This window comes from Shinella sp. OV683 (assembly GCF_057787725.1).
This window is the reverse complement of the sequence record NZ_CM173543.1, coordinates 1,356,431-1,369,600: the sequence shown is the minus strand read 5'-3', so window position 1 is coordinate 1,369,600 and position 13,170 is coordinate 1,356,431. Positions and strand designations below refer to the sequence as shown.

The following is a 13,170-nucleotide window of genomic DNA, read 5'->3' as shown; positions in this document are numbered from 1 at the left end:
AGACCAAAAAACAATAGGATAAATGCTGCACTTTGATACTGTCGAAATGCGATGCGGCACAGAAACATCACAGACTCCTAATGTACTACGGAACATTAACGGAACATATAGAGTATATTTTGGCAATTGTTTCAACCCAGAATTAAAAAATTTTGCATTTTTTTGCGACCGCGAAGGCTATTTGCAACCGCGAAGACGAAAATTGGCATCCTTCCCTCGGCCGACAATTCTGGATATGTGTGGTTGCCGCGACAGATCTGAGGGGAACAAATGGGCTTCATGACTGCAACTACGCATGGGAGCCCGACAGGTGCACTACTCGCTTTGCGCTGGGCCGAACCAACCTCCGCGCCCCAGGGCGTCATCGTCATCTCGCATGGCCTTGCCGAACATAGCGGCCGATATGGCCGGTTTGCGGATCACCTCGCCGCGCAAGGCTTCATGATCTATGCCCACGATCATCGCGGTCATGGCGCAACGCGGGCCGAGGGGGCGCCGATCGGCCGCTTCGCGCAAAAGAATGGCCCGCAATTGGTCGTCGACGATGTCATGGCTGTGCGCAATCTTGCGGCGGCCGAGAATCCGGGTCTGCCGATTATCCTGTTTGGCCATTCCATGGGCGGCATGATTGCCGCGGCCACGGCCGAGGCCCACCCCGACGCCTTCGATGGCCTGGCGATCTGGAATGCCGATCTCAATCCCGGCCTTGCCGGCAAGATGGGCCACCTGCTGCTGAAGATCGAGCGCGCGCTCAAGGGCTCCGATGTGCCGAGCGCCTTCGGTCCCAAATTCACCTTCCAGCAATGGGCCAAATCCGTGCCCGACCACATCACCGATTTCGACTGGCTGAGCCGCGACCAAAGGGAAGTCGAGGCCTATATCGCCGATCCGCTCTGTGGCTGGGACCCTTCAGTCTCAATGTGGCTCGATGTCATCCAGATGGCCGGCGAGGCGGGCTCCGTCACCGCACTCGGCCGGCTCAGCCGCACGATGCCCGTCAATATCGTCGGTGGCGGCCATGACCCGGCGACGTCGAATGGCGCAGCGATGGAATGGCTGGCAAGGCGAATGACGTCGATGGGTTTTCTCAATATCCACTTGACCCTCTATCCCGAGATGCGCCACGAGACGCTCAACGAGCTCGACCGGGACGATGCGATCAAGGCCTTCGCCGCCTGGGCCGACAGCGTCGTAAGCCGAGAATCCGGAATGCCCTGATGACAGACACCAGAACTGCCCCTTCCGTGCTTCCCAGCGCGGGCATCGTGCTGATGTGCGCCTCGGTTCTGACGGCACCGCTTATCGATGTGTTCTCCAAACTCTCAGTCGCCAGCATTCCTGCAGGCCAAGTCACGGCAGCGCGCTTCCTGTTTCAGGCACTGTTCGTGCTGCCATTCGTGGTGACGCGCGGCCCGCTTTTCAGCCGCTCTCTGCGCCAGACCTTCTTCCATTTCCTGCGCGGCCTGCTGATCGTCATCGGCATGACCGTCTACACCTATGCGCTGAAGACCATGCCGGTTGCCGATGCGATGGCGATCTTCTTTGTCGAGCCGGCCATCCTGACGCTGATGAGCGGCATCTTCCTCAAGGAACATGTCAGCCGTAACAAGATCATCGCCTGCGCCACCGGTTTTGGCGGTTCGCTGCTGGTCATCCAGCCGAGCTTCAGCCAGTTCGGCTGGGTTTCGCTCTTGCCGATCGTCACGGCGTTCACGGTCGCGACGTTTCTCCTGCTGACTCGGATGCTGTCGAGCAGCGAAGACCCCTGGTCGATGCAGTTCCAGTCAAGCGTCTGGGGATTGGTGGTTGCGTCGCTGCTTCTGGCGGTCGGGCATCTCGCTGAGATCCCGCTCTATGATCCGGTGATCCCGGAGATCAACACGGTCATCTATCTCGCCTGTCTTGGCCTGTCGGCCACGGTCGCCGGCATCCTGTCGATCTATGCCTATCGTGCCACGCCGGCCTCGGTGCTGGCGCCGCTGCAATATCTGGAAATCGTCACCGCCTGTATCGTCGCCTATTGGGTGTTCGGCGATTTCCCCAATCCGATGAAATGGGTGGGCATTGCCATCATCATCGGTTCGGGCCTGTTTATCATCTGGCGCGAGGACAAGCAGACCACGGTCAGCGATATCTGACGGGACAGCTCAGGTTTTTGGTCGTGGGCGCTTGCTAATGGCGCGGTGCAAACGCTATCAGCGAAGACAGCAATTTCCGCGATCATAAGGCTCAACCATGTTTGAAAACCTCTTCACGATTGACAGCCTCATCACCTTCCTGATCCTGACCGCGCTCGAAACCGTGCTCGGCTTCGACAATCTCCTCTATATCTCGATCGAGTCTAAGAAGGTCGACCCGGCCCGCGAGGCCTCCGTGCGCCGCACCGGCATCCTGCTGGCCATCGGCCTGCGCATCGTGCTGCTGTTTGTCGTGCTGCAATTGATCGCGGCCTTCCAGCAACCGATCTTGGAAGTGCATTCGCCCATATTCGGCGCCTCCGTCAGTGGCCATGCGCTGATCGTGCTGTTCGGCGGCATCTTCCTGATCTACACGGCGATCAAGGAAATCTACCACATGATCGGCTCGACTGACCTGGAGCACGGCGCCACCTCGGCCCCGCGCCGCACGGTGGCCGCGGCACTGACGTGGATCCTGATCATGAACATCGTCTTCTCCTTCGACACTGTGCTGTCGGCCGTGGCGCTGACAAAGAACTTCATCGTCATGACCGCCGCCATCATCGTCTCGGGTGCGCTGATGGTGCTGCTCGCCGATCATGTCGCCAACTTCCTCAAGAAGAACCGCATGTATGAGGTGCTCGGCCTCTTCGTGCTGCTGCTGGTCGGCTACATGCTCCTCTCCGAAGGCGGCCATCTCGCCCATCTCTCCTTCTTCGGCTTTGCTATCGAACCGATGGCGAAATCGACGTTCTACTTCGTTCTCGGAACGCTGGTGATTGTCGAAATCATCCAGAGTCGCTATCAGAAGCGGATTCTGGAGGAGCAGGACCGGGACAAGCACTAATTCCGGTCCCAGCGGGTACAAATGGAAGTGAATGATATGTCGAAGAGAACCGGCGGACAGTTGATTGTCGATGCCCTGATCGCCAATGGCGTCAAGCGCGTGTCCAGCGTCCCCGGCGAGAGCTTTCTCGCCGTGCTCGACGCGCTGCATGACACGGATATCGACGTCATGGTCTGCCGTCAGGAAGGTGGCGCGGCAATGATGGCGGACTGCTGGGGCCGGCTGACCGGCGAGCCCGGCATCTGCTTCGTCACCCGCGGGCCGGGCGCCACCAATGCCTCGGCCGGGTTGCACATCGCCCGGCAGGATTCGGTGCCGATGATCCTGTTCATCGGCCAGGTCCAGCGCGATGCGCGCGAGCGGGAAGCCTTCCAGGAAGTCGAATACCGCCGCGCCTTTACCGAGTTTGCCAAATGGGTCGTCGACATCGATGATGCCACACGTATTCCCGAGTTGGTGACCCGCGCCTTTGCCGTCGCCACATCGGGGCGTCCCGGCCCTGTCGTTGTCGCACTGCCCGAGGATATGCTCCGCGATCTGGTCGAAGCGCCAGCAGCCCAGCCCTATATGCCGGTCGAGACCCATCCCGGCCCTAAGCAAATCGCTGAACTGGGCGCCCTGCTTGAAAAGGCCGAGCGTCCGATGGTCGTGCTTGGCGGCACGCGCTGGACTGCGGAAGCGGTCGCGGATTTCACGGCATTTGCTGAACGCTGGCAATTGCCGGTCGGCTGCTCTTTCCGCCGCCAGATGCTGTTTGATCACCTGCATCCCAATTATGCCGGCGATGTCGGCATCGGCATCAACCCGGCGCTTGGCGATGCCGTCAAGAACGCGGATCTTTTGATCCTGCTCGGCGGCCGGCTCTCTGAAATGCCATCGTCGAGCTACACGCTGGTCGATATCCCCTACCCCAAGCAAACGCTGGTCCATATCCACCCGGATTCGTCGGAACTCGGCCGCGTCTATCGCCCGGATCTGGCCATCAATGCCGACCCGACGAGCTTCGTGGAGGCCCTCACCACGCTTGCGCCGAAAGCCGCGCCTACATGGGCGGCGCGGACCAAGGCCATGCACGACGCCTATCTCGGCTGGTCGACACCGCCACAAACTGGACCGGGCGATGTCGCCATGGGTCCGATCATGGCCTGGCTCGAAGAACAGCTGCCTCGTGATGCAATCATGACCAACGGCGCCGGCAACTACGCGACCTGGCTGCACCGCTTCCATCGCTTCCGCGCATTCGGCACGCAGGCAGCGCCTGCTTCCGGCTCGATGGGCTACGGTCTGCCGGCTGCAGTGGCTGCCAAGGCGCAGTTTCCAGAACGCGAAGTCGTCTGCTTTGCCGGTGACGGCTGCTTCATGATGCATGGCCAGGAGTTTGCAACTGCCGTGCGCTACAATCTGCCAATCATCGTAGTGCTCATCAACAACGGCATCTACGGCACGATCCGCATGCATCAGGAGCGGGATTACCCCGATCGCGTCAGCGGCACAGGCCTGACCAATCCGGATTTCGCAGCCTATGCCAGGGCATTCGGCGGCCACGGCGAAAAGGTGGAGAAGACAGCTGATTTCGCCGATGCGTTCCTGCGGGCTCGCGCCAGCGGCCAACCGTCGATCATCGAGGTCACGCTTGATCCCGAAGCCATCACGCCGACCCGAACACTCAGCCAGATCCGGGATGCCGCCAGGAAATAACTCGAAGAACTCGTAATAGAAAAGGCCCGGCAACATGTTGCCGGGCCTCTTCTTTTATCTTCCGCGTGCCGGATTAAGCAGCTCGGCGACCCTGCACCGGCGCCTTAGCCTTCTCCTCCAGCTCGAAGCGCGAGATCAGCTCAACCAAGCGGTCGGCTTCGGTCGCCAGCTTCATTGTCGCAGCCGAGGTTTCCTCGACCATGGCGGCGTTCTGCTGGGTGACGTTGTCGATCTGGTTGACGGCCTGGTTGATTTCGTTGAGCGCCGTCGCCTGCTCCTTGGCGGAGTCGGCGATCGAATGAATGTGGCTGTTGATCGAGAACACCCGCGTTTCGATCTCGGTCAGAGCCGAACCGGTCGCCTGCACCAGCTTGACGCCGGTCTCGACTTCATTGCCCGACTTGGTGATCAGCGCCTTGATATCCTTGGCCGCTCCAGCAGAACGCTGGGCAAGTTCGCGGACTTCCTGTGCGACGACTGCGAAGCCCTTGCCTGCGTCGCCGGCACGTGCCGCCTCGACGCCCGCATTCAGCGCCAGCAGGTTGGTCTGGAAAGCGATCTCGTCGATGACGTTGATGATCTGGCTGATCTCCTGCGAAGCCTGCTCGATCCGGCCCATGGCGGCGATCGCCTGGCCAACGACCTTGCCAGCCTGGCCAGCATTATCCTTGGCCTCGGTTACCATCGTCGCGGCCTGCTGGGCCTTCTCGGTGGCACCGCGGACAACGGAGGTGATTTCCTGCAGCGCTGCCGAGGTTTCCTCGAGAGCGGCGGCCTGCTGTTCGGTACGGCGCGAAAGATCGTTGGTCGAATTGCCGAGCTCGTTGATGTTGCCATTGATCGAGTCCGAGGTGTTCAGCACTTCGCGGATCGTCTGCTTGAGGCTGCTCATCGTGCCGTTGACATTGGTCTGCAGTTCGGCGAACGCGCCGTGATACTGGCCGTTCATGCTGTGGGTCAGCGCGCCGTCGGCGAGCTTGCTCATGACCGAGCGCATTTCGTTGATGCCGGCATCGACACTGGCCATCAGGCGGTCGACGTTGGAAGCAACCGTATTGAGGTTGTTGTCGCCGAAATCCTTGTCGATGCGGTTGGAGAAGTCGCCATTGGCGGCGGCCTCGACCACCGTGATCATCCGGCCCTGCAAGTCATCGCCCTTGGCGCGCTGCACGGCTTCCTTGTTGTTCAGCTCCTGCACGGCAAGGCCGTTCTCCTTGAACACGCCGACAGCGTTGGCCATATCGCCGATTTCGTCGGTGCGTCCCGTGAAGGGCACGTCAATGCCGAAGTTGCCATCAGCCACGGCGCGGATCGTATCGGTGATCCGACCAATCGGGCCGCTCAGATGAACACGAGCGATATAGACCCCGAGACCTGCGCCGACGAGAAGGCCGACACCTGCAGTGGCGGCGACAAGCACGAAAATCCAGGTCTTGAAGGCGTCGATCGACTTTTCGACGGCAGTCAGCGCCGCCACATCGGTTTCGACGACAGCATCGATTTCCTTCTGGAACGCCTTGCGGTTGGCGCGGTTGGCATCGTTGTTGCCCTGCTCGTTCGCCTTCTTTGGATCGACTTCGATGCCCAGACGCGCCGTCTCGCTGCGGAAGGCCTTGAATTCCTGCGAGCGCGAGACCAGTGCGTCGAACGCCGCCTGCTGCGAGGCAGGCACCAATGGCTTCCAGCGCGCAATCACGGCATCCATCTCGCTGAGGTTCTCAATCAGGCCGTCAGCGAACTTCTTCGCCTTTTCGGTGGACGATGCGCCGTAAATGCCGCGCGCTTCCATGACGACAGCGGTAACATAGCGATTCAAACGTTCGCCCAGGTAAGCGCGTTCGGACGCCAGCCGGAACTGGCTGAGCTTCTGGTCATAACCCGACACCGCAAACAGCGCGGTTGCGCCGATAAGCAATGACGCCATGCACATCACTGCGACGAGACTATAGATTTTACCGCTGATCTTCACTGCACATCCCCCGGGCGGTCAAGTGCCCAACACACGCCATAAATACTTCTGGCCCATGCGAATTGTCGTAAATCGGCGTTAAAAGTGAATTAACTGAGCCACCCTCAATTCTTGCCAAATCCGCAAATTTTTTGAGATAAATAGATTAAAGCATGAAATATCCGCAGGAAGTCCGTAAGTTGTGCGGAGATGGCAGAACAACCTAATACGCTAAATAAGAGATATGAAAACCGGGCACGAATTTCCATATTCGGCATGGACACTAGTTCGATGAACGGTGCGAGATCACACCCTGACACAACAAGAAGGCGCACCCGACTGTGAGAGGCTCACGGGCAGGTAGACGGCTCAATAAATTGAACTGAACGGCGCTTGGGCTCCGAAGCGCCCCAATACTACCGCAGGTGCATGGTCTGCTGGTAGATGATGGTCGAGCGGTTGCCCGAACGGCAATAACCCAGCATCGGCTTCGGCAGCTCATCCAGGGCATCGACCATGGCGCGCACGGCTTCCGGCGTCGGCGGGCCGCTGACGGGAATATGCGCCGTTTCCATGCCGAGCGCGCTGGCGCGGGCGGCAATCACGGCGAAGTCCGGCTGGCCGGGATCTTCATCATCGGGCCGATGGCAGACGATCGATTTGTAGCCGAGCGCATGCAGCTGATCGACATCCTCCACCGAGATCTGCGGGGAAACTGCATATTCGTCGTTGATCTCGCGTAAATCCATGGCTCGAACCCTGTGTCTGATATTGCGGCACCATTACTATTGGTCCGCATCTGGAGCGTCAATCACCGAAAGGCGAAAGACAGCCTGTAGCGCTTGCTCTCGCCAGGCGCCAGCGGCGTCATCAAGCCCAACGCCTCAAGCTCCGTGCGTTTCTTCAAGGGATGGCTGACGGGCTCGATGCCCACGACGTTGCAGTGGCCGGCTTCGTTGCGCCACATCTGCAGATGCGGCAGCGTGTCCGTGTGGAAGCGAACGATCAAGGTCTTGTCGCCGGCACCGGCAATCGGGCCGAGGGCCACTTGCGCAACGCTGCCCTCAAGCTCGTCCTTGGCGGGAACGCAGAACACGTGGCCCTCTCCCTCCCCGAACACCCAGCCAATCCGGCCATTGTCGAAAGTCGGGCCAGTCAGCATCGTCGCCTCGCTGAACAGGTGCGCACCGATATTCATATGGTACATCCATAGCGGCGGAAACGGCTTGTCGCCTACATTGGTCAGCGTGTCGGTCAGCACCACCTCGCCCGTGGTCTCGTCGACCTGCCAGAGGCGCGCGATTTCGGCAGTGCCACCTTGCGCGATCTCAACCACTATCCTGGCGCTGATCCGATGGATGTCGCCCGCACGACTCTCGGTGATACCGGTCGGCTTGGTCGCCGCCATCGACCCATGCAGGGGGAATTTCCTGTCAGGCATGCCTTCGATCGGCTCCGGATGCCCTTTGTGGTCTGGCCCGCAGGTAAACAGGAAACCATGCACCGCATGCAGGATGCGAGCGTCACCATCATCGGGCACGGCATCGCCCGGTGCGATCTCGACGCCATTCAGGCGGCACGAACCGATATCCAGCGCCGAGCCCTCATCGAGTTCGAACACCAGTCCATTCAGGTTATCCACAATCATTTCGCCGACCTCCCCATGCCCGGTGTCCCAGTTCGGGACAGCATTCCCCAATCACGCGCTATTGATCAATCCGCAAGGGGAACATTTAAATTTTTCATGCTTTATTCACCAAGGGTTTAGAAATTCCACAATAGAGTCAAATTTCACGTGTTTGGCTCACGCTCAATTAACCGGTTCAAAAGTTTGAAAATGCGCGCTGTCATCAAGACCTCGATTCTGACACTTCCGCTCCTTGCAACACTCGGCGGAGGCATGCCCGCGTCTGCGCAGGATTTTCAGGCCGCAAATCCCAATGGCATGGTGCTGGTGACGCCGGAAGGCGATCTCCTCGACTATATTCCGGATGCCAGCGACGTCACCGTTCGCAAGAACAAACAGGGCTTCCGTGTCCTGATCGACCACTACGGCAATCTCGTCGCCACCGAAATGCCAACCAACCGCTATGCCCGTAGCCGCAATGGCCAGCCGGAGCGCCTTCCGGGCGTTACTGTCTACGGCAACGGCAACGATAACAATCAGGATGATTCCTACGCCAACAATCAGGACGACAGCGATCCGAACTATTTTCCCGCCCGCCCGCGCAGCGACAGCCAATCCGGCGATGTCACGGGCTCCGTGCCGGAGGTGGACGACCAGAACGCCCAAGGCACCTTCCAGGACCAGCAATTGCCGTCGGATGGCATCCAGAGCGACAATATGAATGGCGACCAGAGCGACCAGGACATGGCATCGCTCGACCCCAACGATCCCAATCAGCCGGCGCTTGAGGAACAGCGCCCCGATCCGGATCCTGTCATCACGCTCAATGGCAAGAAATCGAGATTCGAGATCACCGCCTTGCAGGTCTTCCTCGACCGCGAGGGTGCCTCCCCCGGCGTCATCGACGGAAAGATGGGCCTCAATGTCTCCAAGGCCATTATCGCCTACGAGAAGATCACCGGCGAGAAGCTTGACCCCAACAATTCCGAAGACATCCTGACGCGGCTGGGCCTGAATGGCGGCCTGCCGGTGATGAACTACACCATCACCTCGGTCGATGCGGCGGGGCCTTATGTTGCCCAGATCCCCGAAGACTACTCGGTCAAGGCGACCTTGCCGGCAATGTCCTACACCTCAGTCACCGAAGCGCTCGGCGAGCGGTTTCACATGGATGAGAACTACCTCAAGGAACTCAATCCCGGCGTCGACTTCACCATGCCTGGCTCGGTGATCAAGGTGATCAACCCCGGCGCCGTCCGTAAGGGCAACGTTGCACGTATTATTGCCGACAAGGCACGTAAGCAGGTCTTCGCCTATGACGATACAGGCGCGCTGATTGCCGCCTACCCGGCTTCGATCGGCTCGAACGACACACCCTCGCCTTCCGGCATCCATCTCGTCGATCGCGTGGCGCTTGATCCGAACTACACCTACAATCCGAAGATCAATTTCCAGCAGGGCCAGAACACCAAAGTCCTGACCATTCCGCCAGGCCCGAATGGTCCCGTTGGCACCGTCTGGATCGCGCTGGATAAGCCGACCTACGGAATCCATGGCACGCCCGATCCCTCCCGCATCGGAAAAACCCAAAGCCACGGTTGCATTCGGTTGACGAACTGGGATGCAACCGAACTTGCAAAAATGGTTAAGCCGGGCGTCACCGTCGAATTCATCGATTAAACCCCTAAAAATCCATAGTCCTACGAGCCCGTCGCACGCCGCGGCGGGCTTTTTGTTAACCATATAACAACATTTAGTGCCGTTCTGGCACATGTGCCATATTTGTACAATTGACTTAAATTCAGAGTTTGTTAATCTTTCTAAAAGGTTAAGGGCTTTTGTTCAACGAAGTTGAAACGATACTCTATACCGTTGCAAATTGAATAGTGGACCGCCCTTTCAGCAACGTTCCTTGTATACCGAAGGATAGGTTATGTTTGAGAATATTCCTGGCCAGTTAAGAACAAGTCTTCCTGCGGTTGAGAAACACAACCATCCCGTTAATCTTCTTGCTCGCTGGGATGAATCTGGAAAGTGGTGGCAGGAACGCGTGGAGCATGGCCTCGACCCTTATCAGAAATACTCTACCAGCCGCGTTGGCAGTTTCATTGAGGGCGCGCATCGCGACGGTACAGAATTCCGCGGGCACAATTTCGCCAGCCAGGATTACCTGTCGCTCTCGTCGCACCCGGCGCTGATCAAAGCCGCCAAAGAAGCAATCGACGTCTATGGCCTGCACAGTGCCGGCTCTGCCGCACTGATGGGAAACACCGCTCTCTCAGTTGCATTGGAACGCCGGCTTGAAAAATTCCTTGGATACGACGATGTCGTGGTCTTTCCGATCGGTTGGGCCGCAGGCTACGGTGCCGTCAAGACGTTGGTGAAGGCCACCGACCACGTGGTGATCGACATTCTCGCCCATGCCTGCCTTCAGGAAGCATCGCGTGACGCCACCGAAAATGTCCATGTCCACTCGCATCTCAATCTGCGCGCCATCGAAAGCCGCCTTGCCCGCATCCGCCGCGAGGACGAGGTCAACGGCATTCTGGTCGTGACCGAGACACTGTTCTCGATGGATAGCGATGTGCCGAACATTCCGGCCATCCAGGAGATCTGCAATCGCTATAACGCCACGCTGCTGGTGGATTGCGCCCACGATCTCGGCGCGCTGGGAGCAACGGGGCGCGGCAAGCTCGAGGATTTCGATCTCGTAGGTAAAGTCGATGTGCTCGTCGGTGCCTTCTCCAAGAGTTTTGCCTCCATGGGCGGGTTCGTTGCCACCAACAACAAGGGTTTCCGCTTCGGCCTGCGCGGCCAGTGCGGTCCTTCGACCTTCACCAATGCCATGTCGCCGATCCAGGCGGCTGTCATTCTTGGCTCGCTCGACATTGTCGAAGGCGATGAAGGCGCTGAACGCCGTCGCAAGCTGCTCAACAACAGCATGCGCTTGCGCGCCGGACTCGAAGAGGCCGGGTTCGAAGTGCTTGGCAAGCCAAGCGCCGTCGTGCCGATGCTGATCGGCGATATCCTGCTGGCCCGCCTGATGACGCGCTATGCGGTGGACTTCGGTGGCATCGTCAATCTCGTCGAGCATCCGGCCGTAGCGCGCAATGCCTGCCGCTGGCGGCTGCAGGTCATGGCAGACCACAGCGAGGCGCAGATCGATGCGATGGTGGAGATTGCCATCAAGTCGCGCGAGATGGCTGAAATGCATATCGAATGGCTGTCTGCCAACGACAACATCGAAATCGACGATGTCGAACTGCCCGCATTGCCCGCCGTCCACACGGCCGCTGCTGAGTAAAACACAGACAAGCGTGTGAAAAACCAAGGGAAACGGGCAAGTCCCGTTTCCCGGTTGGCAAACTCATGGTAAGCCACGTCCGATATCTCTCCAAGACTTCGGACATCATGCGCGATCAGGCTAGCCACAAGAATCTCTGGACCCATTCCGCCCCACCCGCACCGCCAACCGGTCCTGTCGATCACAATATCTCGACGACAGTAGCCATCATTGGCGGCGGGTTCACAGGCCTTTCGGCGGCACTGCATCTGGCCCAGGCGGGCATAGACTGCATCGTGCTGGAAGCCATCGCCATCGGCCATGGCGGATCGGGGCGCAATGTCGGTCTCGTCAATGCAGGCATGTGGCTTCCGCCGGACGACGTGGTGGCAACGCTCGGCGTTGACGTCGGCAATCGCATGCTCGACGATCTCGGCGCCGGCCCTGGACTGGTCTTCGAGCTCATCGAAAAGCACGGCATCGAATGCGAGGCGGTGCGCAATGGCACGCTGCATCTGGCCGTCGGCGCCTCAGGCGTTGCCGACAATCTCGCCCGCGCTGCCCAATGGCAGAAGCGCGGCGCACCGGTCGAAGCACTGCCTGCATCGGAAGCCGAACGTTTGACTGGCGCCGTTGGCTTTGATGGCGCCCTGCTCGACCGTCGTGCTGGCACGGTTCAGCCGCTCGCCTACGCACGCGGCCTCGCCGCTGCGGCCATCAAGGCCGGCGCCAGGATCTTCACGGATACCCCGGTGCGCAAAGCCACGCGTGACGGCAACGTCTTCCAGCTCGACACACCGGGCGGTATCGTCAGCGCCGAGCGGTTGATCGTCGCCAGCAATGTCTATACTTCGGTGGTCCCCTCCATGAACTGGAGCGATCATCAGGCAGAACTGACCCACCTCAATTATTTCCAGTTCGCCACCAATCCCCTGCCCCGTGCGATCGCCGACCGTATCCTGCCGGAAGAGCACGGCACCTGGGACACCGGCATGGTGATGACCTCGTTCCGCAAGGACAAGGCGGGGCGGCTGATCTTTGGCTCGATCGGCGCGCTCGATGCGATTTCCACCGCGGCCCATCGTGGCTTTGTCCGTCGCTCGATAAAGTCGCTGTTTCCCTTCATTGGTGAATTCGACTTCGAGTATTGGTGGGACGGCACGATCGGCATGACCCGCAGCAACCTGCCCGTCTTCCATCAGCCCGCCGAAAACGTCTGGTCGATCACCGGCTATAATGGTCGTGGTATTGCGCCCGGTACCGTCTTCGGCAAGGCGATCGCCGCCGTCACGCAGGGTGACCGTACTGCCATGCCGCTAATAACCTCGCCGGTGACAGCAGATTCGATGCGGTGCCTGAAGACCGAATTCTACAAGACGGGCGCACTTGCGAAACATCTGATAGACAAGCGTTTTATCTAAATTCCATTGTTCTCGTCTCTGCGGCCTCATGCACTAAGCCGTTTTGAAGGCGCATTCCGCGCAACGACGTGTCCTACTGCAGGCCTGCTCGGGGTCACTGGCGCTAGCTGCCAGTGACCGGTTCTCGTCCAGCAGTTGCTGCACCACAAACGGAAGCGGGGCCTTTCGG

The 13,170-nt window shown here is 59.4% G+C and carries 10 protein-coding genes; 7 read left to right on the top strand and 3 right to left on the bottom strand.

The genetic code is table 11. From position 1 onward, the window contains the following. Positions 1–270: 270 nt before the first annotated feature. The 4 genes from ACXHRN_RS06550 to ACXHRN_RS06535 all read left to right on the top strand — a co-directional run bounded on the left by ACXHRN_RS06550 (position 271) and on the right by ACXHRN_RS06535 (position 4,722). A complete protein-coding gene (locus tag ACXHRN_RS06550) occupies positions 271–1,218 on the top strand; it encodes an alpha/beta hydrolase (RefSeq protein ID WP_488640524.1) in 948 nt (315 codons plus the stop codon). After that, positions 1,218–2,138, top strand: a complete 921-nt coding sequence (locus tag ACXHRN_RS06545; RefSeq protein ID WP_488640523.1) for a DMT family transporter — start codon at positions 1,218–1,220, stop codon at positions 2,136–2,138. The genes ACXHRN_RS06550 and ACXHRN_RS06545 overlap by 1 nt, the downstream gene beginning before the upstream one ends. Before the next feature lie 97 nt (positions 2,139–2,235). After that, a complete protein-coding gene (locus ACXHRN_RS06540) occupies positions 2,236–3,024 on the top strand; it encodes a TerC family protein (RefSeq protein WP_488640522.1) in 789 nt (262 codons plus the stop codon). A gap of 36 nt (positions 3,025–3,060) precedes the next feature. Continuing rightward, complete coding sequence (locus ACXHRN_RS06535; protein WP_488640521.1) at positions 3,061–4,722, top strand: thiamine pyrophosphate-binding protein; 1,662 nt, start codon at positions 3,061–3,063, stop codon at positions 4,720–4,722. Positions 4,723–4,795: 73 nt separating this feature from the next. On the opposite strand, the gene ACXHRN_RS06530 is transcribed toward ACXHRN_RS06535, so the two are convergent. From ACXHRN_RS06530 to ACXHRN_RS06520, 3 genes are all read right to left on the bottom strand, one after another. Beyond that, positions 4,796–6,691: a methyl-accepting chemotaxis protein gene (locus ACXHRN_RS06530; RefSeq protein ID WP_488640520.1), complete on the bottom strand. Its 1,896-nt coding sequence runs from the start codon at positions 6,689–6,691 to the stop codon at positions 4,796–4,798. Between the two features lie 395 nt (positions 6,692–7,086). Then, positions 7,087–7,419, bottom strand: coding sequence for a protein tyrosine phosphatase family protein (locus ACXHRN_RS06525; protein ID WP_488640519.1), 333 nt, complete (start codon positions 7,417–7,419; stop codon positions 7,087–7,089). A 62-nt stretch (positions 7,420–7,481) separates the two neighbouring features. Beyond that, entirely contained in the window at positions 7,482–8,318 is an 837-nt protein-coding gene (locus tag ACXHRN_RS06520) for a DUF4432 family protein (protein ID WP_488640518.1), read from the bottom strand. Between the two features lie 252 nt (positions 8,319–8,570). On the opposite strand from ACXHRN_RS06520, the gene ACXHRN_RS06515 reads away from it, so the two are divergent. From ACXHRN_RS06515 to ACXHRN_RS06505, 3 genes are all read left to right on the top strand, one after another. After that, positions 8,571–9,977, top strand: coding sequence for a L,D-transpeptidase (locus ACXHRN_RS06515; RefSeq protein ID WP_488641847.1), 1,407 nt, complete (start codon positions 8,571–8,573; stop codon positions 9,975–9,977). Positions 9,978–10,347: 370 nt separating this feature from the next. Further along, a complete protein-coding gene (locus ACXHRN_RS06510) occupies positions 10,348–11,601 on the top strand; it encodes an aminotransferase class I/II-fold pyridoxal phosphate-dependent enzyme (protein ID WP_488640517.1) in 1,254 nt (417 codons plus the stop codon). Between the two features lie 107 nt (positions 11,602–11,708). After that, positions 11,709–13,001: an NAD(P)/FAD-dependent oxidoreductase gene (locus ACXHRN_RS06505; protein WP_488641846.1), complete on the top strand. Its 1,293-nt coding sequence runs from the start codon at positions 11,709–11,711 to the stop codon at positions 12,999–13,001. The last annotated feature ends 169 nt before the right edge of the window (positions 13,002–13,170 follow it).